The organism is Paenibacillus qinlingensis (assembly GCF_013204845.1).
Taxonomy (GTDB): Bacteria; Bacillota; Bacilli; order Paenibacillales; family NBRC-103111; genus Paenibacillus_E; species Paenibacillus_E qinlingensis.
The window spans coordinates 101,899-126,534 of the sequence record NZ_JABMKY010000018.1 but is presented as its reverse complement, the minus strand read 5'-3'; the positions used below and the strand labels follow the sequence as shown (position 1 = coordinate 126,534).

26 protein-coding genes are annotated in these 24,636 nt (G+C 47.1%); 12 read left to right on the top strand and 14 right to left on the bottom strand.

What is annotated here, in order from left to right; translation table 11 throughout:
* Nucleotides 1-47 precede the first annotated feature (47 nt).
* Nucleotides 48-1,073, top strand: a complete 1,026-nt coding sequence (locus HQN88_RS26615) for an alpha/beta hydrolase (RefSeq protein ID WP_173118216.1) — start codon at nt 48-50, stop codon at nt 1,071-1,073.
* Nucleotides 1,074-2,271: 1,198 nt separating this feature from the next.
* On the opposite strand, the gene HQN88_RS26610 is transcribed toward HQN88_RS26615, so the two are convergent.
* From HQN88_RS26610 to HQN88_RS26570, 9 genes are all read right to left on the bottom strand, one after another.
* Complete coding sequence (locus HQN88_RS26610; protein WP_173118215.1) at nt 2,272-3,597, bottom strand: deoxyguanosinetriphosphate triphosphohydrolase family protein; 1,326 nt, start codon at nt 3,595-3,597, stop codon at nt 2,272-2,274.
* Between the two features lie 261 nt (nt 3,598-3,858).
* The gene (gene folE / locus HQN88_RS26605; RefSeq protein ID WP_173118214.1) at nt 3,859-4,446 is read right to left on the bottom strand and encodes a GTP cyclohydrolase I FolE; all 588 of its coding nucleotides are present in this window, start codon (nt 4,444-4,446) and stop codon (nt 3,859-3,861) included.
* A gap of 25 nt (nt 4,447-4,471) precedes the next feature.
* A complete protein-coding gene (locus HQN88_RS26600; protein WP_056617548.1) occupies nt 4,472-4,693 on the bottom strand; it encodes a YneF family protein in 222 nt (73 codons plus the stop codon).
* A 78-nt stretch (nt 4,694-4,771) separates the two neighbouring features.
* On the bottom strand, nt 4,772-5,803 hold the full coding sequence (locus HQN88_RS26595) for an HD-GYP domain-containing protein (RefSeq protein ID WP_173118213.1): 1,032 nt from the start codon (nt 5,801-5,803) through the stop codon (nt 4,772-4,774).
* A gap of 34 nt (nt 5,804-5,837) precedes the next feature.
* Complete coding sequence (locus HQN88_RS26590; RefSeq protein WP_246320474.1) at nt 5,838-6,374, bottom strand: methylated-DNA--[protein]-cysteine S-methyltransferase; 537 nt, start codon at nt 6,372-6,374, stop codon at nt 5,838-5,840.
* 1 nt (nt 6,375) lies between these two features.
* Nucleotides 6,376-7,545 (bottom strand): tRNA epoxyqueuosine(34) reductase QueG, encoded by a 1,170-nt coding sequence (gene queG / locus HQN88_RS26585; protein WP_173118276.1) that lies wholly within the window; start codon nt 7,543-7,545, stop codon nt 6,376-6,378.
* 133 nt (nt 7,546-7,678) lie between these two features.
* Complete coding sequence (gene lepB / locus HQN88_RS26580) at nt 7,679-8,278, bottom strand: signal peptidase I (protein ID WP_173118212.1); 600 nt, start codon at nt 8,276-8,278, stop codon at nt 7,679-7,681.
* Entirely contained in the window at nt 8,279-8,833 is a 555-nt protein-coding gene (locus tag HQN88_RS26575) for a DUF402 domain-containing protein (protein WP_173118211.1), read from the bottom strand.
* A gap of 142 nt (nt 8,834-8,975) precedes the next feature.
* On the bottom strand, nt 8,976-9,407 hold the full coding sequence (locus tag HQN88_RS26570; protein WP_157256964.1) for a GNAT family N-acetyltransferase: 432 nt from the start codon (nt 9,405-9,407) through the stop codon (nt 8,976-8,978).
* Nucleotides 9,408-9,725: 318 nt separating this feature from the next.
* Between HQN88_RS26570 and HQN88_RS26565 the strand changes: the two genes are divergently transcribed.
* The 5 genes from HQN88_RS26565 (at nt 9,726) to HQN88_RS26545 (ending at nt 14,512) form a co-directional block, all read left to right on the top strand.
* The gene (locus HQN88_RS26565) at nt 9,726-11,282 is read left to right on the top strand and encodes a spore germination protein (RefSeq protein WP_246320473.1); all 1,557 of its coding nucleotides are present in this window, start codon (nt 9,726-9,728) and stop codon (nt 11,280-11,282) included.
* Nucleotides 11,279-12,385 (top strand): GerAB/ArcD/ProY family transporter, encoded by a 1,107-nt coding sequence (locus HQN88_RS26560; protein ID WP_173118209.1) that lies wholly within the window; start codon nt 11,279-11,281, stop codon nt 12,383-12,385. The genes HQN88_RS26565 and HQN88_RS26560 overlap by 4 nt, the downstream gene beginning before the upstream one ends.
* Nucleotides 12,382-13,509, top strand: coding sequence for a Ger(x)C family spore germination protein (locus HQN88_RS26555; RefSeq protein WP_173118207.1), 1,128 nt, complete (start codon nt 12,382-12,384; stop codon nt 13,507-13,509). The genes HQN88_RS26560 and HQN88_RS26555 overlap by 4 nt, the downstream gene beginning before the upstream one ends.
* A gap of 70 nt (nt 13,510-13,579) precedes the next feature.
* A complete protein-coding gene (locus HQN88_RS26550) occupies nt 13,580-13,804 on the top strand; it encodes a hypothetical protein (RefSeq protein ID WP_173118028.1) in 225 nt (74 codons plus the stop codon).
* 96 nt (nt 13,805-13,900) lie between these two features.
* On the top strand, nt 13,901-14,512 hold the full coding sequence (locus tag HQN88_RS26545) for a superoxide dismutase (RefSeq protein WP_028555379.1): 612 nt from the start codon (nt 13,901-13,903) through the stop codon (nt 14,510-14,512).
* A gap of 40 nt (nt 14,513-14,552) precedes the next feature.
* Here the strand turns inward: HQN88_RS26545 and HQN88_RS26540 are convergent, their stop codons facing one another.
* Nucleotides 14,553-15,488 carry an NPCBM/NEW2 domain-containing protein gene (locus tag HQN88_RS26540; protein ID WP_173118205.1) on the bottom strand — a complete coding sequence of 312 codons (936 nt, stop codon included), beginning with the start codon at nt 15,486-15,488 and terminating at the stop codon, nt 14,553-14,555.
* Between the two features lie 137 nt (nt 15,489-15,625).
* Nucleotides 15,626-15,970 (bottom strand): DUF805 domain-containing protein, encoded by a 345-nt coding sequence (locus tag HQN88_RS26535; protein WP_056617522.1) that lies wholly within the window; start codon nt 15,968-15,970, stop codon nt 15,626-15,628.
* Between the two features lie 150 nt (nt 15,971-16,120).
* Between HQN88_RS26535 and HQN88_RS26530 the strand changes: the two genes are divergently transcribed.
* On the top strand, nt 16,121-16,804 hold the full coding sequence (locus HQN88_RS26530; protein WP_173118203.1) for a Crp/Fnr family transcriptional regulator: 684 nt from the start codon (nt 16,121-16,123) through the stop codon (nt 16,802-16,804).
* An 8-nt stretch (nt 16,805-16,812) separates the two neighbouring features.
* Here the strand turns inward: HQN88_RS26530 and mutY are convergent, their stop codons facing one another.
* Nucleotides 16,813-17,937 carry an A/G-specific adenine glycosylase gene (gene mutY, locus HQN88_RS26525; protein WP_173118201.1) on the bottom strand — a complete coding sequence of 375 codons (1,125 nt, stop codon included), beginning with the start codon at nt 17,935-17,937 and terminating at the stop codon, nt 16,813-16,815.
* 99 nt (nt 17,938-18,036) lie between these two features.
* Between mutY and HQN88_RS26520 the strand changes: the two genes are divergently transcribed.
* The gene (locus HQN88_RS26520; RefSeq protein ID WP_246320472.1) at nt 18,037-18,636 is read left to right on the top strand and encodes a hypothetical protein; all 600 of its coding nucleotides are present in this window, start codon (nt 18,037-18,039) and stop codon (nt 18,634-18,636) included.
* Between the two features lie 434 nt (nt 18,637-19,070).
* Here the strand turns inward: HQN88_RS26520 and HQN88_RS26515 are convergent, their stop codons facing one another.
* A complete protein-coding gene (locus HQN88_RS26515; RefSeq protein ID WP_173118199.1) occupies nt 19,071-19,949 on the bottom strand; it encodes a LysR family transcriptional regulator in 879 nt (292 codons plus the stop codon).
* Nucleotides 19,950-20,078: 129 nt separating this feature from the next.
* Between HQN88_RS26515 and HQN88_RS26510 the strand changes: the two genes are divergently transcribed.
* Genes HQN88_RS26510 through HQN88_RS26495 form a run of 4 tightly spaced genes read left to right on the top strand, consistent with a single transcriptional unit; the run spans nt 20,079 to nt 23,473 of the window.
* Nucleotides 20,079-21,272 carry an acetyl-CoA C-acetyltransferase gene (locus HQN88_RS26510; protein ID WP_173118197.1) on the top strand — a complete coding sequence of 398 codons (1,194 nt, stop codon included), beginning with the start codon at nt 20,079-20,081 and terminating at the stop codon, nt 21,270-21,272.
* 16 nt (nt 21,273-21,288) lie between these two features.
* Nucleotides 21,289-21,981: a CoA transferase subunit A gene (locus HQN88_RS26505; RefSeq protein ID WP_173118195.1), complete on the top strand. Its 693-nt coding sequence runs from the start codon at nt 21,289-21,291 to the stop codon at nt 21,979-21,981.
* Between the two features lie 18 nt (nt 21,982-21,999).
* Complete coding sequence (locus tag HQN88_RS26500) at nt 22,000-22,671, top strand: 3-oxoacid CoA-transferase subunit B (RefSeq protein ID WP_173118193.1); 672 nt, start codon at nt 22,000-22,002, stop codon at nt 22,669-22,671.
* Nucleotides 22,672-22,696: 25 nt separating this feature from the next.
* Complete coding sequence (locus tag HQN88_RS26495; protein ID WP_173118268.1) at nt 22,697-23,473, top strand: 3-hydroxybutyrate dehydrogenase; 777 nt, start codon at nt 22,697-22,699, stop codon at nt 23,471-23,473.
* A gap of 8 nt (nt 23,474-23,481) precedes the next feature.
* On the opposite strand, the gene HQN88_RS26490 is transcribed toward HQN88_RS26495, so the two are convergent.
* Nucleotides 23,482-24,573, bottom strand: coding sequence for a serine hydrolase domain-containing protein (locus HQN88_RS26490; protein WP_173118192.1), 1,092 nt, complete (start codon nt 24,571-24,573; stop codon nt 23,482-23,484).
* Nucleotides 24,574-24,636: the final 63 nt, after the last annotated feature.

Sequence of the window (24,636 nt, the reverse complement as noted above, 5' to 3'; positions counted from 1 at the left end):
ACTAGCGAAATTTCACATACACATCTTCACGGAGGGAGGCTTCATCGATGTCTACTACTACACTCAATCCTGTTACGGGATCGCTGCAACCCACTCTTGATCAGGTTACGCAACCTTTTTTACGCAGGAAAAAGCTAATCACTACAGTTTTTCTAACTTTATTAATTCTTTGCACCTCAGTCGTACTCATCTTCCACGCTTACATTGCTTGGACCTTGGCTAGACCGCATATTGAGCCTCTGCATTCGAATCCGATGAAGGCAGTCCGACTTCCTTATACGAACGTTTCTTTTCCAAGTCAAAACGGTACATCCAACTTAGATGGCTGGTTCATACCAGCTGTTGGCTCGAGTAAAACTGTCATTTTCTCACATGGCTATGGTGGTAATCGCGAAGAGGAATGGGTTCCTTTGTACACTTTAGCTCGCGAGCTTCATAAAAAGCAGTACAACGTTCTCATGTTTGACTATGGTTATGTGAATCCCACTAGCAGTCGCCTCATGACCGGCGGTGTTCAGGAATCCCAAGAGCTGCTTGGGGCCATTGATTACATCAAACAGACCACTGGCGGTTCGATCTTTATTTGGGGCTTTTCCATGGGGGCAGGCACTGCCTTACAGACAGCTCTACAGCAAAACGGAGATATTTCTGGGATGATCCTAGACAGTACATTTCTGCTGAACTCGGACACCCTTTATCAAAATATAAATCAAATCGTGCACCTCCCTAAATACCCTTCTCTACCACTTGTTCGTTTATTCTTTCCTTTATTAAATGGCGTAAGCTTGCATGACGTGCCCTTCACGAAAGTGACCACAACGTCCTATGAGATGCCAATCTTCATGATTCATGGCACCAATGATAACAAAGCTCCTCATGTTTTAGTCGAGGCTATGTTCAAGCAGCAACACAACACCGCCTCTAAGCTATGGATTCTCCCTAACGCACAGCATGAACTTCTGTACCGTGCTGAGCCCAAAACGTATGTGAGCCGCACAATGGACTTCCTCGGAAGTATTGAACCATCGGCCACATCCGAGCACGTTAACGCTGGTATTCCCTCCTCCCTATAAAATCGACCTCTGATGAGGTCGGTATTTTTTTGGCCATTTACCGGCTTGCATCCAAGCGCGAAAAAGAGGCAAGCAGCGCTTACCCTTCATCCTCATATTCAGCCAACCCTCTCAACTCAATGCTCCTACGTCGCAACTTAACTGGAAAACCTACAGCTAATTCCGTCTCATTTCATTGATTACCAAGTATAAATGGAAAAAGTACAGCTAAATGTTGCAGTTTCCGCATATTCCCCTTAAAACCGCTAAATTAACTACAGGAAATCCATCTAAACTTCCTAAATGTGAAAAACTAGCTAGATTAGCTGTACTAAATCCAGCTATTTGCACGCGGCGGGGGTGATGGATTTTGCTAATGAATGCTGAGTTGTACTGGGTGAAAAGCGACTGCTGGTGGGTTACGATTTGTTTTAAGTGAAAAGCGACTGCTGCTGGGTTACGATTTGTTTTAAGTGACAAGTGGCTACTGGTGGGTTACGGTTTCTGGTAAGTGATAAGCGCCTGCTGGTGGGTTACGGTTTGTGGTAAGTGATAAGCGACTGCTGGGTGGGTTACGGTTTCTGGTAAGTGATAAGGCTACTGGTGGGTTACGGTTTCTGGTAAGTGATAAGCGGCTGCTGGTGGGTTACGGTTTCTGGTAAGTGATAAGCGGCTACTGGTGGGTTACGGTTTCTGGTAAGTGATAAGCGGCTGCTGGTGGGTTACGGTTTCTGGTAAGTGATAAGCGGCTACTGGTGGGTTAAGGTAAGTGAAAGTAGCTAGTTACTTAGGTCCTTACTTAGACCCTGGACTCACTGTTCTCTTGTGCATTAGACACCGTATGCGCTTCGATCCAGGTGCCTCATGTATGCCTACAACAACAACTTAACTGGAAAACCTACAGCTATTTTTGTCATATTTCGTTGATTTTTGAATTTAAATGGAAAAAGTACAGCTAAATATCGCGGTTTCCCCTAATTCCCCTTAAAACCATCAAATTAGCTACAGGAAATCCATCTATTCTTCCTAAATGAGGAAAACTAGATAGATTAGCTGTATAAAATCCATCTATTTGTGCTCTGGCGGCGGCTAGTTGCTGGAAGAGAGGTGGCGAGGTGGTTGGTTACTTGTCAGTTACTGCTGGTGCTTGTGGTTACTTGTAGCTACCAGCAGCCGCTCGCATCTACAAGCAGACAGAACTTGAGTGGGCACGCCCCACTCAATCCATCTCGTAAATCGAGCCCGATTTGCTCGCAAACAGCTCCGCGTATACCTTCTCGGCATACGCGTCGGTCATGCCCGAGATATAGTCCGCGACGAAGCGCGGCCAACTCCAGTTGCTGTTGACGCTGCGCCGCTCGTAGCTATCGATCCAGTCGGGCGGGATGATCCATTGCCCTTTATCCTTTTCGATGAAGCTGTCCCAGAGACGCTCGACGATGATTTCGCTGCGCTTTTGCAGGCGCAGGACCCGGAAATCCTTGATCAGCGTAACCCACGCCAGCTTCTTGAGGATTTCCATCGTCCGCAGCAGATCCATATCTTCAGCGCCGTCTTTGACGAGGGCGACCTTCTTCCAGCCGCGTTCCGTGTCATCGATAATATCGAGACGGCTCGCGAATGAGCTGACCCAGCGCGCTTTCATCTCTCTGCGCGTCCGTGATTCCTCGCGGTTGCATTCTGCAAATATGAGCTCCCATTGCTCCAAATAATCGTGCAACACGCGACGCACCATCTGCTCGATATCAACTTGCTCCCAGCCGAATTTATGCTGATTGGGATCATTTAATATCTCCATAACGAGATGGCGAATCAAGCGTTGATCTTCAAAAAAGGTAGCGTTCATTTGAATTTTGCCTGCACGAATGCCATCCTCGATATCGTGCGTAGAATACGCAATATCATCGCATAAGTCCATCAATTGCGCTTCCAATGTGGAACAACCGACAGGCATTTTCCAAATGTCACGCAACTCCTGAATAACATCCCACTCTGCCCCATAGACACCCTTGAGACGCCCCTCTTCCTCGATCAAAAAAGGATACTTGTTGATACCAAGAAGCACGGCTGCCGTCAGATCTAGACCGCTCTCGCTGCCCGCTCGTTTTTCCAGAAACATGAGGATCCGGAAGTTTTGCGCATTGCCTTCATATTTCAAGCCGTGATCCTTCATGAGGATATGGTTGAGCACCTCTTCGCCCTTATGTCCAAACGGCGGGTGACCGAAGTCATGCGCAATAGATGCACACTCGACCACAGTCGGATCGATGATCAGGCCTGGATGTTCTCTTTTGCTCAAAAAGGGATTCGTCCGCTCTAAACGCTTCGCCACTTCTCGCGCAATCTGTGCAACCTCCAAGGAGTGCGTCAGACGAGTCCGATAGTAATCTCCCGAGCCGGCCCCGAACACCTGAGATTTACCCTGCAGACGCCGAAAAGTTGGTGACTGAATCAACCTTGCATAATCCCGTTCAAATTCATCCCGTTCTTCACTCCATTTCGAGGAAGCTGCCTCACCAGGCCGATATTTCCGTATGTTGTTCATATGCTTGCCTCCTCTAGCCCTCTAGCGCTTTTGGGCGCCGATCTCACCTGTGTCCTGCTCCTGGGGCGTTTCCTCACACTGCTATCAGTTTATGCGAGAGCATGTACGATAGTCACCATTCGACCCCCTGATGCAGAAGGATTATTAACTTAAAAGAATACTATATTCTCCATGCCCCAACAAGCCTAACTTCGTGCACAACTGAAAAAAGGGAATGATGCACAAGACCATTGTCTTCGTGCACATTCCCCGGTGCTCTTATTATTTTAATAAAGATAGAAATTCCGAACGCAATGTCGCATCCTTACGGAAGGAGCCGCGCACAGCAGATGTTACGGTTTGACTGCCGTATTTCTTCACGCCTCTTGCGCACATGCACATATGCTCGCCTTCAACGACAACCATGACGCCATGCGGTTTAAGCACATCGAACAGGATGTCAGCAATCTCAGAGGTAATACGTTCTTGCACCTGCAGCTTGCGTGTAACAACATCAACTAAACGAGCAAATTTGCTGAGACCAGCCACTTTACCGCTCGGCAAGTAACCAACGTGGACTTTGCCAAAGAAAGGCGCCATATGGTGCTCACACTGGCTGTAGTAAATGATATCTTTGATGATAACAAGCTCTTCATGCTGCTCATCAAAAGTAACACCAAGTACTTCACGAGGATCTGCGGCATACCCTGCAAAAATTTCTTCATACATACGCGTTACACGAGCTGGCGTATCCAATAGACCTTCCCGATCCACGTCTTCACCAATCAGTCGCAAAATTTCACGAACATGGCTTTCAATCTGCTCGCGATTTTCTGCGACTAATCCATTTTTATAATCGATGGATGCCATCTTCTCTATCACTCCACCCTATTTCTTATTTCCGCTTTTGGTTAAAATTTTGATTCTTCATCATTTGTTGTGCTTTATTCAATTGTTGCTTATTCATGTTGTAGCCCATTTGCTTCGCCATTTTGGCTAGCATTTCAGGATTGTTTTGCATGGATTCCAGCTGTCTCTTTAAATAGAATACACCAATAAAGAAACCGCCAACCAAACCTGCAATCAATGTGAGAATGGGAATTAAATAACTCCACATAACCTGTGCCCCCTGCTTGTACAAATTTAGAATAGAATGCTTGTTCTATCATATCATTTCTGTTCCACGGTTTACAAATTAAAGAACTTGTTCAATGAATAAAGTTGTTTCTTTCGCCAGATCAATCTCTTTGATATCCAGCACTTTATCTGCGGCATCTTGCTTCACAATTCGAATAATCGGACGCGTTGGAAGTCCTCGATGCTGACCAACGACTACGCCAGTCTCCCGATTCGTCAACCGCACCGAAGTGCCTGTCGGATAAATCGAAACAATTTTCAAAAATTGAATCAACACATCGCGATCCAGCTTCGTTTCCGCCAATGCCAGCATGTATTCACAGGCTTCATGAGGCAGCTTGCGGCGTCCTGCAGACATATCAAAGAGTAAGTTGTCGTACATATTGGCGACGGCTGTTATTTTGGCATAGAGATGAATATCATCGCCCGTGATGCCTCTCGGAACGCCTTCTCCATTCAGTGCCTCATGATGCTGAAAGGCAACATGTGCAATGAGCAGATTGAATTCACGCTTATTCTTCAATAGCTCAAACCCGCGCCACGTATGGTGTCGCCGCGGATCCTCTGATTCGTCATCTGTGAGCAGCTCAACTTTTCCAATATCATGCAGCAGCGCCCCCATAGCGAGATCCTTCAATTGGGTCGCATTCATACCCATATTCATCCCGATGAGCACAGCCATCATGCAGACGTTCATGGCATGGATATACATCTGATTGTCCTGTGTCCGAATATCATTCAACTGGACAAGGACATCACGATTTTTCATAATCTCATCTAACAGTGTGTTGATGGACATGCTGACGTTGCGTGTGTTGAAATCTTTCCCTGATTGAATAGAAGCGAACGTCTGTCCCATCTGTGTCATGACAAGCCGCTTCGTTTCATCCGACAGGATTTCTGGGATTTCTACATCTTCCAGATTCGGGTCTTTGATATAAATCATCGTCACGCCAATTCGATTCAGCGTGTTAATCATAAACACGGTTAGCTGCACATTCTCCGAAAGCAAAATAGCCCCATTACTGGCATATATCGTACGTCCCAGGTATTGACCAGACTCCACCGAATCCAAATGCACATATTTCATAGGATTCACTCCACATGTTGTAGTTGATGAACTTCTAGGAGAGCAATGTTCGTTGTTCCAAATCTAATAAGTGGACTTTGGTCGGAAGGCCCCCGCCATAACCTACAAGATCGCCGTTCGCTCCAATAATCCGATGACATGGGATGATGACAGGAATGGGATTCTGATTGTTCGCTCCCCCTACCGCTCGAACAGCTTTAGGTGAGCCGATCGCTTCCGCTATATGTTTATAGGAAGCTGTCTCCCCATAAGGGATCGTTTGCAAAGCCAGCCATACACGCTTCTGGAAATCCGTTCCTTGTAGATCCAGCTCCCCATCGAAGCTCTCTCGTTCTCTCTTAAAATACTGCGTTAACTGGTCAGCTACGTGCGCTAGCTGCTCTGCATTTTCGCTTAGCTCAAACGCCCCATACCAACGACCTGCCCACCCCTCACGTTGTTCTCGATTCTTCTCAAAGGTACCGAATTCGACCTTGCAGAGGCCTTGTGGGGATGCCACAAGCACGAGGGGACCGATGGGCGAGTCAATCTCGGTATAGGTGAGCAAGACTGTTTCTTGCGGCTGTTTCATCTTACTCCTCCTGTATGGCCACGGCTTGACTGTTCTGTACAGCTATGGCTTTCTCGATGTCCGTCTTCACCTGCGGCTCTTGCTCAGCCGCAGCAGCTTTAGTTAAAGCGGCGAATGCTTCCTCGCCGCCAATGCGCCCCAGCGCCCACGCTGCGGTAGCCCGGATTTCCGGGCGAGGATCGTTCCGCAACAAATCCTGAAGGACCGGCACCGCTGTGCGGTCCTTGAAATTGCCGAGCGCGATGATTGCGTTGCGCTGAATGGGCTTTTTGCCGCGCCAGGAAGCCGCAATGCGCCCGTACTGCTCTTTGAACTCCTTGTTCGACATCGTGAGCAAGGGAATGAGCAGCGGCTTGACCTTCTCCGGGTCAGGCGTAAGCTCGGGATGATGCGTCCAGTTCATCCCCTTGTTCTTCGGGCAGACGACCTGGCAGGTATCACAGCCGTAGAGTCGATTGCCGATCTTGCGTTTGTATTCATCATCCACATACCCTTTGGTCTGTGTGATGAACGAGATGCAGCGGCTCGAATTGAGCTGCCCTGGGCCGACTAGCGCCCCTGTTGGACAGGCATCGATGCAAATCGTGCAGTCCCCGCATTGGTCCATAATACCTATATCGGATTCGAACGGGATGTTCGTGATCATTTCGCCCAAATACACCCACGACCCCCATTCGGGGGTGATGACGGCGCAGTTTTTGCCGCTCCAGCCGATGCCGGCACGTTCGGCAACGGCGCGGTCGACGAGGACTCCGGTGTCGACCATGCTCATCAGTCTCGCCTCCGGCACGCGCTCGGCGATAAAGGCTTCCAGCTTCGCGAGCCGATCGCGAAGCACGTCGTGGTAGTCGCTCCCCCACGAGGAGCGCGAGATCATGCCCCGATACGCCCCAGGCTCGGATCGGGGCGGGTTCGAAAGCTTCGACGGGTACGCGACGGCGATCGAGATGATCGACCGTGGCGCGTCGAAGGTCAGCTCGGGATGTACCCGCTTCTCGATGTCCGGCTCCTCGAAGCCGGACTCGAAGCCCTTCTCCCTGTGGCGGAGAAGGATGTCTTTCAAGGCGTGAAACGGCTCCGCCGAAGTGAAGCCGATCTTATCAATACCAAGAGAGGGAGCGGCTTCCACGATCTCTTGTTGTAACTTACGCCAGTCTGTTCTGTCTGTCATGGAAACCGCCAATCTGCACACCTCTCTCAAGTCCAATTTTGATCACGAAGCAGTCCAAGAAGCATACTCGACATCGAATATTGAATTCAGGCGGAACTTCCGGTGCTGAAAACCGGACCTTTTGAACACGTATTTATAGCTTTCCCGCCATATCGAACGGCCATAACACAAACTCAGCCCGTCCTTGTACGAGACTGATCGGTATGACCCCGAACATACGGCTGTCTGCACTTGCTGCCTGATGCCGATTATCGCCCATTACGAAGATCTGACCTGGTCCGACTTCTGTCGGACCGAAATCGCCATCCTCGATTGGTGTATCCGCATAAGGCTCGGTAACTTTATCCCCATTGACATAAAGAGCCCCTTGGCGGCCCTGCACCTCATCACCTGCGATTGCGATGACCCTTTTGACCAACAAAGGGTGCTGAGGTAACGCTAACCTCTCAGGCTCCTCGAGAATAACGATTTCACCACGACTAGGTGCTTTCAAGTAGGTGATGGCTTTGTTCACGAAGAGCCACTCACCTTCTCGAAGCGTCGGATCCATCGAGTGACCGCGCACCGTAGATAGATTGAAACCAAATTGATGAACAATGATAACAACAAGAAGAGCTACGAGAATGGATTTCGTCCAGTCCCACAGCTCGTGCGTGAAGCTTTTCGATTCATGGACATACCCTTGTGCAGAAACTTGCCTTTTCGAATCTTCTCGCCCTACAAAGAAGCTCACTCAACCGCCTCCGCTCTTATACTTTTCCCATTGCTCATAATAATAGGTCACCATGTCATCCTGAAAAGGAGGCTTATCCTCATTCACTAACGCCAGCAGCGCTGCAAGTCCCTCCTTGACCTTCGTTTCGACAAGGGACGAGTAATGGTAGCCGAGCTTATGACGCTCGTATTCATCTTGATCCACAATATGTACCGTTCGGTCTGGCAACCGAATAACATCCAAGTCATAATCGATATATGTTAAGATGTGCTGATTCACATATAAAGGAGAGGCCACATTACAGTAATACCGTACCCCTGTCTCCTCCATGAGCGCAACGATATTAAACCACATTTTCGGAATAAAAAAAGAAACCCCGGGAATGCGGCTAACCCACTCCTTGCCATCTGCTTCTTGAATCTTAGTCTGACTATTGATGAACACAAGCATGCCCTGTTTCCGATGCTCTTCATGGAGCATACTTGAAGGAACCCGCCAATTGGTCAACCACATGCGATGTAGATGCCCGTCGTGTTTAAAGCTTTTAATCACATACGGCGTGAAATTATCCATGTTCCATGCTCCTCTGTCAATTGCTGCCGAAACGTCACCTTATTATACTAGAAAAGCATATCTGACCCCCAATTGCAATGGCGGCACAGATATGCTCCCTCGAAGCAAACTTATTTATTTCCCTACCAGTAACAAGTGAAGACTAGACGCTTACTTTTTTCACAATGCTAAGTCGATGAGCAGCTCTGGAAAAATCATCTGAACTGTAACCAGCAGACTCATACACAGGCAGCACCATTTCATTGTGCACATCTACCGTTACCATAATTTTCTTAACATTCCGCCCGAGAAACCGCTGCTTCATTGCCTCGATCAAAGCTTTGCCGATACCCTTACGTTGATATGCTGTTGCGACTGCGATCCTATAGTAGTAGCCATTGTTGTTATCAATCGTGCCGATAATCATGCCTACGACTTGCTCTTCTTCTTGAGCGATTAAAACAAGCTCCGTGTCCCACGAAAGCTGACGAGCGAAGGCTTCAATCGTCTCCTCGTAGCAGGTTTCCGACAGAACGTCTTCTAGAAGTTCTTTAACCGAAGAGGTATCACCAAGTTGAAATGAACGAACATGCATACGGTTCTCTCCCAATTCCATATTAATTTGTAGAGATTAATTTTCTGGTAAAGAAGTAAATACGACAAAAAAACACGAAATCCTGCTGAAAATGTGGTGAAATTCACAAAAAACTTTGTTTTTTTCGATATATCTCTTGAAAGCGCTTAAATGCAAGCGTTTTCAAACTCGTAACCTCCATTTTTCACTGATTATTCTAGTTCTTTCTACCTCCAAGCGATTCGTTGTGATCTAGCCTTTAAGACGCATAAAATAGCGTGTGCCATGGAACAATGAAAGACAGTATCGTGAAATTGAGAATTTATGGGATGGTTGAACATGGAACTGATCCGCCGTTTATTTAAAGCAGCACATCGGATGCTAGAGGACAACTCCAACGATCAACAGGAACCGCCATCATCCGATATCGTCGAAATTTCCACAAGCCTTTCCGAAAATCTAGATCAACTCGCCACGATTTTCAGCGACACACCCGATTTGATCGTCCGTACCTTCACGTATAAACAAACTGGAGCGCCAGCAGCCCTGACCTATTTAGATGGGCTCGTGGATAAAAACTCTATCAATAATAACGTCCTTCACCAGCTCATGTTTTACACGACTACGGATGGCAGAGATGAATTGCCTGTCGCTTTAGGAGACCTCAAAAACCTCCCTGTTTGGGAAGCCGTAGAAAATGCCATTTTGAGAGGCTATAGCGTTCTTTTCATCGATGGGCAAGCTCATGCCTTCTCATTAGAAACACAAGGCTGGCCGCAACGAGGCATTACGGATTCACAGATCGAAGCCTCTCTTAAAGGCGCTCATCAAGGTTTTATAGAAACAGGCAGTCAAAATATTGCATTAATTCGTCGATACCTCTCCAGTCGAGAGCTGAAAATCAAAGAATTTTTTGTCGGAAATCGGACGAAAAGCAAAGTATCCATCTTGTATTTAGAAGATGTAGCGCTTCCAGAAATACGCCATGAATTAGAGCGACGTATCACGAACTTACAAATCGACTGCATTCTAAATACAGGTGAGCTTGCGGAGTTAATTGAAGATAATCCTTTTTCCTTGTTTCCTCAGATGATCACTACTGAACGCCCAGATACGGCTGCCTCTCAACTGTTGCAAGGGAGATACTGTGTCGTCGTGGACCGCTCCTCCAGCGTATTGATCGCGCCAGTTGGGATTGCAGCCTTCTTCCAAGGCATTGACGATTACAGCACACGTTGGCCAGTTGCCACCTTCTTTCGACTGCTTCGTTTCTTCGCTTGTATCATCGCTGCATTTCTTCCCGCGTTTTATATTGCGTGTATCTCATTTAACCATGAACTGATTCCCTTGGATTTGATTTTGTCCATCGGTGAGTTTCGTTCAGCCGTCCCCTATCCGCCTTTTATAGAGGCGCTAATCATGGAAATCATGCTCGAAATGCTGAGAGAAGCAGGTATACGGTTACCTGCGCCAGTTGGTCAAACAGTGGGAATTGTCGGAGGGATTGTCATCGGTCAAGCAGCGGTTCAAGCGGGCATTGTAAGCAATCTCATGGTCGTTGTCGTCGCCTCTACAGCGGTCGCTTCCTTCATTCTCCCGAATTACGACATGGCGGCTTCTGTTCGTTTAATCCGTTTTCCGATGATGACGATCGCCTCCATGTATGGTGTTATAGGGATGATGGCAGGTGTCATGGTCATCATCGCTCATATCATTAGCTTACAGTCTCTCGGAGAACCCTACAGTACGCCTATTGCGCCAGTGCGGATAAAGGACTGGAAGGATGTCTTCATACGATTGCCACTCAAAAATATGATCCATCGCCCCCAAAGCATTCGTTCTCTCCAGAAGCGTCGATATGGTGAGGCCAAACAGAAAGGAGATGATTCTTCTTGAATATAGCTAAAGGCAATCAGATTACACTGTTTCAGTACATTTTGATTATTCATAGTGTTCAACTGGGTGTTGGCTTGATCCCTTTACCTGGCGACCTCGCCAAAGGCTGCGGTACTGACGGATGGATTGTCTTAATCATTGGATGGCTCGCTTCTACAGCCAGTAGTCTCATTATCATTCAAGTGATGAAACGGCACCCCACCGGCACCGGTACGATCATCGATTTACTCCATCACTACTTCGGTAAATGGGTTGGTAAAGTAGGCATGATTGTATTTGCCGTGTACTTCCTCCTGTTTATCTTTCTCATCTATAATCGCATGAGCCTGCTCATTCAGAATTGGATTATGCAGCAAACCAGCACATCTGTCCTCATGCTGCTATTCCTACTTCCTGCTTATATGATCACTAGAGGTGGATTTCGCATCATTGGCCGCTATTCGGAAATGTTACTATTCTTGTTTGTCGGATTCCTAATGGCCGCCATCCATTTATTCAAACACGCCCATTGGATTTATCTGCTTCCTGTCCTGAAACATGGCTGGATCCCCATCTTCCAAACTGTTAAGTCCACGATTTTATCGTTTACAGGATTTGAGATTGCTTTCTTTCTTTATCCCTACTTGGAAAAAAAGAAATCTGCCTCCCTCGGTATCATTCTTGCAAATTTGATTACCTTTAGTGTTTACATGTTGTTTACTTTGCTTGCTTTTATAAATTTTAGTCCGGATGAAATTACGCAATATCATAATACACTCATGTCTATGTTCAAAATCATTGAATTTCGCTTTCTAGAACGGTTCGATATTCTCATCCTCTCTTTTTACTTACTCATTATCATGAGAACCTGGATGCCCATGCTCTATGCGACAGTCATATGCACGCAGCAGCTTGGCATCAAGGGGCAACCTCGGCTTCATATCCTGCTCATCCTCACCACAATGATCGGTGTGACATGGGTTTGGAAGCCTGGTTGGAACCAAAGTTTACAATTAAGTAATCTTATTCAAACTATCGGTATTGGTATTGCTTTCGTCATTCCTCTACTTCTGTGGGTTATTCTAGCAGGCACGCGACGAATGTCACGGGGGGCTGTCCCATGAAACCCATGCGAACAAGCCTTATTCTCTTCTCTATATTCGCCTTGATCATTGCCATGTCGAGCTGCAATGATCAGCTGCCTTTGGAAAATGTGACACTTTCACTCATGGTGGGGCTTGATTTAGATAAAGAAAATAACCTTGTTATTTATTCATCGAGTCCTGTTTTTAACAAGGAAGCTAAGGAGAAAAATGAAGTCACGCAAGTGACGGGAATTACCTTAAAAGATGGGCGAAACGAATTTGAAGGTCGTGTCTCTGCTCTTATTAGTTCAGGAAAAGTCCAAAATGTGCTGATCGGCAAACAAATTCTTGCTCATCCAGATTGGTTTAAGCTGATGGATGCCTTTTACCGTGACCCCCGAACATCCGAAACAGCAAGGGTCATCGCCGTCGAGGGCTCCGTCGAGGAGATTATTAAATTCGCACCTCGCAATAAACGGAGATTATCCATGCACATTGCCAAACTCGTCGACACGGCACATATGCATAATTTAGTGCAAGTCACCACACTATTTGACCTCCACCGATTAATGTTTAATAAAGGCATAACCCCTTACTTAACCAACATGCGAAAGGATACGGAGGATGTCGTAGCGACGGGTACCCTGTTGTTAAATAAGAAAGGGAAGTACGCCTACGCCATCGATCACACGGAAAGTGAACTATTACTCATGCTACAAAACGATAAACAGGGCTCTCTCTCTTTTACTCTCGTGCTTCCCGAGGAAAAAGGTGACTCCCTTTTCGACACAGGAGGGATCAGCTTCTATGCTTTACAAGTTCAACGGGATCTTAAAGTCAGCTATATTCAGAATAAATTTCACTTTGATATCCAGCTAACGATGCCCGTTCAATTGACCGAGAAATATTTCAGCGTGGATGTAAGGAATGACGCCGCCAAGCTTGAAGGCGAGTTAAATAAACAGTTAGAAATGAAAGCTAACGCACTCGTTGCCAACATGCAAAAGCATGAAATTGATCCCATTGGTCTAGGTGATTATGCGCGTGGCTATCAATTCAAAGCTTGGGAGATCGTGCAGGATGATTGGGGTCATGCCTTCTCGGAGGCTGAAATACAAGTTACTGTGAAGACGAAAATAAAGAATATGGGTGAAACCATGTAAAGCATGTATGAGATGCGTGAAAAAACACCATCTTATAGGAGGATATTCCGATGAGAAAGAGGTGACACCAATGTCAGATAACAACAATGAACTCGATCATGAACTTACGGCGCACGAGTACCCCCGTATTATTCCAGATTTCCAGTTCCTTAGCACCAAGAAACCTGAGGAATGGACGGAAATCGAGCTGCTTCAGCTCCACCGGACCATGAGCGACTTATCTCCCTACCTTCATGAGCAAGATACAGCCATGCACAATCAAATTACACGAGAAATGGAACGTCGCGGCATTTAAGGGACTACCGACTTAGTAAACACAAATGTTGCTTTATTAGCTGTGTTCCTTCATAATGAAATTGAAACTACATAATTTTTAGGAGGTATTTATTCAATGGCACATCAACTACCAGCTCTTCCGTACGCAAACGAGGCTCTTGAGCCGCACATCGATGCAAAAACTATGGAGATTCATCACGATCGTCACCATAACGCTTATGTAACTAACTTGAACGCAGCTTTGGACAAGCATCCAGCTCTTCATGACAAATCCCTTAACGACCTGATCGCTGACCTTAACAGCCTTCCTGAAGATATCCGTACAGCAGTTCGTAACAATGGTGGCGGACACGCTAACCACTCCCTATTCTGGGAAACAATCGGACCAGAAGCTGGCGGCGCACCTACTGGCGCTCTAGCAGCTGCGATTGACAGCGAGCTTGGCGGATTTGATAAATTCAAAGCAGATTTCGCTGCAGCAGCAACTACACGTTTTGGCTCTGGCTGGGCTTTCCTAGCTGTTGACAAAGCTGGTAAATTGAAAGTATACAGCTTGCCGAACCAAGACAGCCCGATCATGGAAGGCGAAACGCCGGTTCTTGGTCTTGATGTTTGGGAGCATGCTTACTACCTGAACTACCAAAACAAACGCCCTGACTACATCGCAGCTTTCTGGAACGTTGTTAACTGGAACGAAGTTGGCAAACGTTACGACGCAGCGAAGTAATACGTGAAAAGCGACCCTTAGGGTCGCTTTTTTTTATTCATTACCTATTTTTATATAATCTTGGTGCGTATAAGGCAGCAACAGCTGCATATTTCGGTGAAGCAACCTCAAAGCTGATTTCTAGCTTCTTCACGCCTGTAACGTCAAAGAAAACAAATTGCTCAGACCCAACGTACACGCCGCCCGTTGCGATTAATCGACCATCCACATAAAATTTAATTTGAGGTTTTTCTGGGGAGTTTTTCGTGTAATCATCAACATCATAGTGCGTATTAAAGGCTGCGTATTTCCCATCCAAGTTGTAAACAATCTTCTCACTCGTGGCATTAGAATCCAGCATTGCACTGATTCCTCTTGCATATTCGACACCATCTCTGAGAAGCGGATGCAATTTCTCGTCTCTAAAACTGGCATCGATGTTCACTCTTTTCAAAACATTGGTACCGATAATTCTTTCATATTTCAAATCTGTTAAAGCGATCCCACTACGTCTTGCCGATTCCTCTTGATCGGCTTTGTAGGCAGCCGTTGAAGTATCGGTGTGAACATTAAACGTAGAATATGTCGTCTCTGAATCATTGGAAGCTGACGGCAATTGCAGTTCAGACTCATTGCTCGAAGGCGTCCCTGTTTGGTTACCGTAATTTTGTGAATCCTTATATGGTATTCCGTCAGATGGAACAGAGCCAGCACCTTGCAACTCGATTGTTTTGGTGGCATCATTCCAATTTACTTTGAGTCCCGAGACCTCTCCGACCGCTCTAAGTGGTACATAGGATGAGCCTTCATAGATAATTGGGCTTAATTGCTTGCCATCTGGGTCTTTCGGTGCCCAAGTTTGTCCATTCAAAGTGAACTTGATTTCATGGTTTATAAATGCTTGAATCGTTTCGATATTCGATTGTGCGTACGCACCGATACCGATCCCCATACCTAGTGTTGCTGTCGCGAGAAGGGATAAAGCTATTTTTTTCATTGAATCCTCCAAATAGATTGCTTAGTTTTGACAATGCTTTTCTATTGTACTTGAAAAGACTCCTAAATGTATTGGTAAAAATGGAAAAGAGCCCTAGGCTATGCCTAAAGCTCTTGGAAACAGCGATGCGCAATTAGCTATCCCTTCGGATTTGGTCCATATTGATTATCATTCACGTCACTATCTTGGCAGAAAAACACGAGTAGAATGATGAAACCAATCAAGGGAATGATGCCAAGCAGTATCCACCACCCACTTTTACCCGTATCATGCAATCTACGAAAGGCTACAGCTAGAGAAGGTAAAAGGATAAATAGCGAATATAGGCCCGACAGAACTTGATCCAACCCGATAATAGCCTCTACAATACCTAACCCGATCGAAATAATAATATTGAACAAAACGAACATCCAATATTCCTTCCGTCTTGCTCTGCCTGAAAATCCCACATAATTCGATAACACCTTGACATACCATTCCATTGAGCATCGACTCCTTTCTTCTCCCCATTGATATTCCAGGAAGAGGACTCTCATGCCATTAAGTGCCGATTATCAATTTTCCTTTACGTGCATGGAGCCTCGTTGTACCATGAAGTAAATACCATAATGAGGAAACGAGGTGACAATCCCTTGAAATCCATTGTTCCATTGCTTCATAACATCCCCCTCTTTCAAGAGCTTTCGGAAGAAGATCTTGTCGGGATTGCCCCACTTTTTACAGATAAGAAAGTAAAGAAAGGGACTATCCTTTTTAATGAAGGAGAAGTTGGCGAGGAATTGTACTTAATCCATTCAGGTGTTGTGAAAATATATCGTCTGGACGAGGCGAAAGAAGTCACACTAGCTTTATTCCGGGACGGAGATTTCTTCGGAGAGATGTCACTGCTCAGTAATGGCATGACCCGATCCGCAACAGCAGAAACCATGGCAGCCAGCACGATGTATGTCCTTAGTCGAACCGCATTCACTACGTTCATGGAAAAGAGCCCTAGGCTATGCCTAAAGCTCCTGGAAACGACGATGCAACGATTACGACATGCCAATGATCAAATCTATGATTTGACGTTTCTTGGCGTGCGTTCACGCATTATCAAAACAATTCTTCGATTGTCTGAGCAACACGGTATCTCTACGCCAAGCGGATTACTTATTGATGTAAAGCTAACGCATCAGCAGCTTGCCAACTTAGTGGGTACGGTGAGGGAATCCGTCACAAAGGTACTGCAGGAGTTGCTTGATGATAAGCTTATTCTCATAGATAAAAAACTCATCACATTAATCAATATCGAAGGCATTAAAGCCGAGATTCGTTAAGCTTGCAGCTAGTCTTCGTTGCGGTCCTGCCATTCTTTGATGATTCGGACAAAAACATTGGGGAACGCATAGTTCTGCAGATCCTCCGGCCCTACCCAACGATAATGAAACGGAATCCATTCTTCCCCCGTACTTGGACGATTCGCGTCACCAAGCTTTGCGCGGTACACCTTCATTTTCCACACAATATGACTGAAAATATGCTCGGTATCCATGAACCACTCATCCGGTTGTATACTGATTTGCTCTTGCTCGGCAAGAGCCTTACGAAGCTCGGACATATTGTCCTCATCGGACTGCCATCCAGCAGTCGCCCACTCGACATGCGGTAGCTCCCACATGCGGGCAAGCAGGCCCTCTTGCGGGCGCTGTCTGATCAACCATTTGCCTGCATGCTCACCTGTACCTTCGATGAAAGCCACTGCCCGAAGTTCTGGACGGGGCGGTTTGGCTTTCTTTTTGATGGGCAGCGCTTCTTCCATGCCAGCTTCACGCGCCGAACAGTGTGCCATGACAGGGCACGTCAAGCAGTGTGGTGATCTCGGCGTACACACCATGGCTCCCAGCTCCATCAGAGCTTGGTTGAAGTCGCTCGCGGTGCCTTCCAGAATGAGCTCGCGCGCGAGCTTCTCCATAATCGTCCGCGTCGACGGCTTCATAATATCTTCTTCGATGAGAAAATAGCGCGAAAGTACGCGCATGACATTGCCATCGACCGCAGGCTCAAGCTTGTTATAGGCGATGCTCAGGATCGCCCCCGATGTGTACGGTCCGACACCTTTGAGTGCAGAGATATCCTCTTTATTCGCAGGGACTACACCGTCGTAACGTTCATGTACTTCTCTGACGGCTGATTGTAAATTTCTCGCTCGTGAGTAGTAGCCGAGTCCTTCCCAAGCCTTCAGTACATTTTCTTCCGGCGCCGTTGCTAATGCCTCGACAGTCGGAAATTGATCTACAAACCGATGGAAATACGGAATCACTGTATCCACACGTGTTTGCTGCAGCATCACTTCGGATATCCATATATAATAAGGGTTCTTACTTCTACGCCAAGGTAAATCTCGTTTATGTGTGTGGTACCAATCCAAGAGGTTCTTGGAAAAATACATCTTCTGTTCTTCGCTGTACATGAGCTCTCCTTCTCTATGGGGCACGTTCAAGTTATAATAGATGAATAGATATGGTACCATTATACGAGAAGTGCGGAACATAAAACTAGAGGTGAATGTATGCAAACGTCGAAGCAAGCTGATATGACTACAACGGGGCAACAACAATTAGAAAATAAAAGAAAAGATTGGCTGCGCGAAGCCCAGGGTCTAATTCCCCTCCTGTTCATCTGGGGAGCTGAATGGGTGTTTAGTGCTGCGGTCGATTTCGCCCTGTACTGGCGTGATTTGGATTGGCTCAAGCAAGCAGCATTTGTCACGGCCGTAGTGGCTAGCCTCATCCAGATTTGGGGGATGCGGAAGTCCCTAGGGGCTGGTGGAACACAGGTCAATGTGGATGCCGAACGCACTGGATGGGGGCGCCCGATATTCCTGGTGCTGCCCGGGGCTATGCTGATCGCGGCCGTGGCTTTATTGGAAGCGATCGGTGCGGTGAATCCGCTATTTGCTCCTATTTTACGCGCATTCCTACTCGCTATCGGGTTCGTTCAGGTCGGGCTGCTGCTCGGCAGATCGCTTATTTATTTGGGGTTATGGCTATTCGCGTTAACCGCGATAATGAGTGTGTGGTATTTGGGGTATTCCGATGTGATTCTCGAGGGAATGGGTGGTATCTCCCTGTTGGTTAGTGGGTATATGCTGCGGGTTTGGGCGCGGTAGGGTACCCTATCGTGTTAAATCGATTAAGTGGCTGTCCCAAAAGACAAACCTGAGACAAGCAAACAAGGATATGGCGTAGAATTGTAGCTGGTTTGAGGGTGGTCTGAGGCTTGCGAGCGTAAGGTGACTGCTGATTCGTGTTTAGATGTATAAACTACAGCTAATTTGCTCGAATCTGACGTATTTTCGCGATTAGATGGAAAAAATACATGGAATTTGTATGTCATTTGAAGATTCGGGCAAATCGAAGGAATATAACTACAGGAAATACAGTTAATCTTTCAAATTCAAGAAATCCGCTTCAAATAGATGGAGAAAATCCATTTAGATTGCGGGAGGCAGGTTTATTAACTCATCCGTTATTAACAAAAAGAGGCTGTTTCGAAGAGTCTGAATGGACTTTTTGAACAAGCCTCTTTATTGTTATCGTTTATTCAGTCCCATTCTTTCATAAATTGAATCCAACCTCTGGCTGCGTGGGAAAGGTAATGATGTTTACTCCAAATTGCAGCTAAATCCCACCGAATTGCAGGGATCGTCAATGGAATTGTAGTAACTGACTTCGAATCGAGCTTACTTGATACGGTATCGGGAAGAAAGGCGATTCCCAACCCCGCTCCAACCATCTCCCCGATAAAATCCCATTGCGAGCTTTCGTAGGCTATCGTTGGCTCGAACCCCTCTTGTATGCATGCTTCTCTCACTCGGTCATATAGGGAAAAACCTTCTTTGAACAGGATGAACGATTCATTCCTGAGTTGCGACAACTGGATGACCTTTTCCCCCGCGAGAGGGTGATTCAAATTTACGACTAACGAGAGCTGTCGCTTAGCTAAAGGAAACACCTCGAACTCTTGCTCATCTACAGGCAAGACGACAACACCTAGATCAAGTTTGGCTTCCTTCACCAATTGCTCTACGATTTTGCCTCCTTCTTCAACTAGCCTGATCTGAACACCTGGATACTCCCCTCGAAAGTCCGCGATCATCTTGGGAAAAAAGCTGACTCCAATAACAGGCGGCAACCCTAAGGATAATTTCCCTCTCTTCAATTCCTTCCCTTCGTTTAATAACAACTGCAGATCCCGAGACATTGCTAGTGTCGCAGTGGCGTATTTCAGAACAACTTCTCCATCATCCGTCAGTTGCAGATGCCGCGTTGTACGATTGAACAATACGACTCCAAGCTCGTCTTCTAAGCTCTTAATCGCTTTGCTTAACGATGGCTGCGAGCTATGGAGCAACTGCGCCGCTTTCGAGAAACTTTGTTGTTTGGCGACTTCGGCGAAGTAGCGTATCTGTTGAAAATCCATGGACACACCTCATTTATATATTCCTAATTAGAATAAATTGTATTCGATATCTGTATTTTACTCATAAATCCGACTCCATTACAATCGGTATAAAGGAACGATTTTCCAGACTTAAGGAGTGAACAGAGCATGAGCGCAAATGAAGTTGTTATCGTCAGCGCAGCCCGAACAGCAATCGGGAAATTCAACGGCATATTCAAAGATGTCTCTGCCGTGCAGCTCGGAGCGTCTGCCATACAGGCTGTTATTCACCGTGCGGGGATCCACTCTTCCCTCGTGCAGGAAGTCCTCATGGGCAACGCTCTGCAAGCGGGGCTTGGACAGAATCCGGCACGGCAGGCTTCGCTGCAGGCGGGCATACCCGTCGATGTTCCCGCGACAACCGTAAATCAAGTGTGCGGATCCGGACTCATGGCGCTCCAAATTGCCTACCGTTCCATCCAAAGCGGGGAGTGCGAGGTTATTGTCGCTGGTGGAATGGAAAATATGAGTCAAGCCCCCCATCTGCTGCAAGGAACACGCTCCGGCTATGTCATGGGAGATCAAAAGCTTCAAGACAGCCTGCTCAAGGATGGCTTATGGTGCGCACAGCACAATTACCATATGGGAATCACCGCGGAAAATTTATGCGAAAAGTACAATCTGACGCGAGAACAATTGGATCAGTTTGCTTGTAACAGCCAGAGAAAAGCTGCGACTGCATTGACACTAGGAAATTTCGATGATGAAATTGTCGCACTAGACGTACCCGGACGAAAAGGAACCGTCATTCACGCCGACCGCGACGAATATCTGCGTCCAGACACGACCTTAGAGGGGCTCTCCAACCTAAAAGCAGCCTTCACACCGGAAGGCAAAGTGACGGCTGGCAATTCGTCTGGCATCAATGACGGAGCGGCAGCGTTGCTCATGATGAGCAGGTCGCGTGCAGCGTTGTCTGACATGCGTCCTTTGGCCGTCGTGCGCTCCTGCGCTGTCGTTGGCGTTGACCCGGCCTACATGGGGATCGGACCGATTCCAGCTACGGAGAAAGCGTTGATGAAAGCCGGCTTAAGCATGTCCGACATCGATTTGATCGAGGTCAATGAAGCTTTCGCTTCTCAGGCGCTATTGTTCGCCCAACATTTTGACCTAGACGACCGTAAGCTGAACGTCAACGGAGGCGCTATCGCACTTGGACATCCCATCGGAGCCAGTGGAGCCAGAGTGATGGTCTCACTTCTCTATGAAATGGCACGCCGGAATTCACAGTATGGTCTGGCTACCCTTTGCGTTGGCGGCGGGCAAGGCGTTGCTGTCATCGTAGAACGCTGCAAATATTAGGGAGGGAGTATACGAAATGAAAAAAATACTGACATCATTCATGGAAGCGGTTACCACTATTCCAGATGGCGCCACACTGATGGTCGGCGGTTTCGGCCTCGTGGGCATTCCAGAGAATCTGATTGTAGCGCTGTCCGAAACGGGCACAAAAAATCTAACGGTCATCTCCAATAATTGCGGAGTCGATGATTGGGGACTGGGCTTATTACTTCGTAATAAGCAGATTAAGAAGATCGTGGCTTCTTACGTTGGCGAGAATAAGGAGTTTGAACGACAAGTACTCTCTGGAGAAATCGAGGTAGAACTGCTGCCTCAAGGCACACTTGCGGAGAAAATCAGAGCCGGTGGGGCAGGTATTCCCGCTTTCTATACCCCTGCAGGTGTGGGGACACCGATTGAAGAACGTAAAGAAACGCGTGTTTTTGACGGTAAAACCTATCTGCTAGAGGAAGCATTGACTGCCGATTTCTCTCTGATTCGCGCTGCCGTTGCGGATAAAATGGGCAATCTGAGTTACAACAAGACGGCTCGAAACTTCAACCCGATCATGGCTACTGCAGGACGCACGACGATTGTGGAAACGGAATGTCTTATTGAAAGAGGCTTTCTCGATACCGATCAAATTCACACGCCGGGCATATACGTTCAGCAACTGATCGTAGGCAGGCAGCAAAAACGCATCGAGAAGTTAACAGTCACACGAAGATAAATGCAGGAGTATTGGAGGATGAGCCCAGTGGCAGAGTTGTCTACTCGCGAGAAAATCGCGATTCGCGCGGAGAAAGAAATTAAACATGGAGACTACGTCAATCTTGGCATCGGCATTCCTACCTTGGTAGCCAATTTCATACCTAAGGAAAAACAGGTCTTACTTCAATCAGAGAACGGTCTGCTCGGCATTGGCCCTTATCCAAGCGAAGATCAAGTAGACCCCGATCTGATCAACGCCGGCAAAGAAACGATAACCGCGATTGCGGGAGCCTCGTATTTCGATAGTTCCGAATCCTTCGCAATGATCCGAGGCGGACATGTCGATCTCGCCATTCTCGGTGGCATGGAAGTATCGGAATCTGGGGATTTGGCCAATTGGATGATCCCCGGCAAGATGATCAAGGGAATGGGCGGAGCCATGGATCTGGTTCATGGTGCCAAACGCGTCGTAGTCATCATGGATCATGTGAATAAAGACGGCAAACCGAAAATTCTGAATCAATGCACGCTCCCTCTCACAGGCATATCCGTCGTGGATCGTATTATTACGGATCGGGCAGTCATTGATGTTACCCCGCAAGGACTCCTCCTTGTGGAAGTCGCAAAAGATTACACCATCGGCGATATTGTAATGGCGACAGAGCCTCCACTTCGGATCGCAGATAATGTGCTTTTAGATGCCTATTAACTTAAGGGGGGGTCATGCCATGCCTATGCCAAACAAACCTGTCGTTCTACTAACAGGAGCTGCGAGAGGTATCGGATTCGAAATTGGAAAACGCTTCGCTGAAACAGGAGCCACGGTCATACTGACCGATATCGACGGAGCCTCTGTGGAGCAATCGTCGGAGTCGCTTAGAGAGTTAGGATTCGATGCCCACGGGATTCAAATGGATGTAACTTCGGATAATGAGATCGCTTCCGTGATCAAAGCCGTCGAAGCTAGTTGGGAAGGTGTCGACATCCTTATTAACAATGCAGGGATGCAATTTGTTTCTCCGGTTGAGCATTTTCCGACCGAAACCTTTGAACGCATGATCCGAATCATGCTAACAGCCCCTTTTGTTTTGACCAAGTTAGTCGTTCCAGGCATGAAGAAGCGCCAATTCGGAAGAATTATCAATATCTCTTCCATTAACGGACTAGTCGGGTTCGCCGGAAAAGCCGCTTACAATAGCGCGAAACATGGCGTCATCGGCTTAACTAAAGCTGTTGCATTAGAGACGGCAGCGGACGGAATTACGGTAAACGCGCTATGTCCCGGATACGTGGATACGGTTTTGGTAAGAGACCAATTGGCGGATCTAGCGAATTTGCATCGCATTTCTCCTGAAGATGCCTTGGAGAAAGTTATTTTACCTTTGGTTCCGCAGCGCAGACTCATCGATATGAAAGAAATTGCCGAATATGCTGTTTTCTTATCGAGTGAACATGCTAGGGGAATTACCGGCCAGTCGATCGTGATTGATGGCGGCTATACGGCACAGTAGTTTCAATTTTAATCGATGGAAATCCCCAGCATCTTCTTTAATTCTTGAATAATCGTAAATCCAGCTCCATTTTTGGAGTAGAGATTATTAACTAGCCCAACCGCAAGATGGTTGTCCGGATCCGCAAACGCAATGGAACCACCGTATCCCCCATGCCCAAAAATGGATGAACGAGAGCCCATTATGGAGTCCTTAGCCCCTACGTGGTATCCCATGCTCATGGACAATGGCATTTCATCCTTCAGCTTTAAAGGTTCCGTGGCAATTTTCATTCGTGCAGGGGGAAGCAGTTGTATGCCATCTACCCCGCCAGGCAATAAAGCTGCGTAATGCTTCGCAATTGCTTTCGCAGTCATGATTCCGTTGCTTGCAGGAATGCACGCCTTCCTGGCGTCGGATCTGTTCATCCATTCATGAAGTGGATAGATCCAAGATGGAATCGCTTGAGACCCACTAGCAGTTGTACTCGGTTGAGTATAGGCCGGTTCCTCAAGGGTTGCTACACGAGCCTCGACATCCTCTGGGATTCCTACGTACATATCCTCAATACCCAGTGGATCGCAAATTTCTTCCTTCATGATTCGGGCAAACGACCGACCGTCTAGACGCTGGGCAATTTCCCCGAGAATCCAACCAAAAGTAATAGCATGGTATTCCATGTGTTCCCCTGGTGCCCATTGGGGAACCAGCTTGGCTACCCCGTCACGCATCGTATCCCAATCGGCAACATCCGCTAACCCTATCCCTTCCGGCATCTGAGGAATTCCCGTTGTATGGTTGAGCGCGTGCCTGATCGTGGCATTTTCTTTCCCGTTAACTCCAAATTCGGGCCAAATTTCACTGATTTTCATGTCATAATCTAGCTTATTGCGATCTGCAAGAAGATGGATTACCGTTGCCACAACTCCTTTGGTTGTAGAGAACACAGGAAACAGTGTTGTTGCTTTCACAGGTTCCTGCTTATGGCTGTCCGCGACGCCTGCCCAAGCATCTACAATGAGCTCGCCGCGATAATATGCCGCAAGCTGAATTCCGCGTTCTCTTCCCTCACAGGCCATACGGACTAAAAGCTGCTCCATATTTCTCTGAATGTCTTTCATCGAATGGGATCCCCTTTCAGTTACCTTCTTCGATCCTACATCCTCTGACAAAACATGTACAAT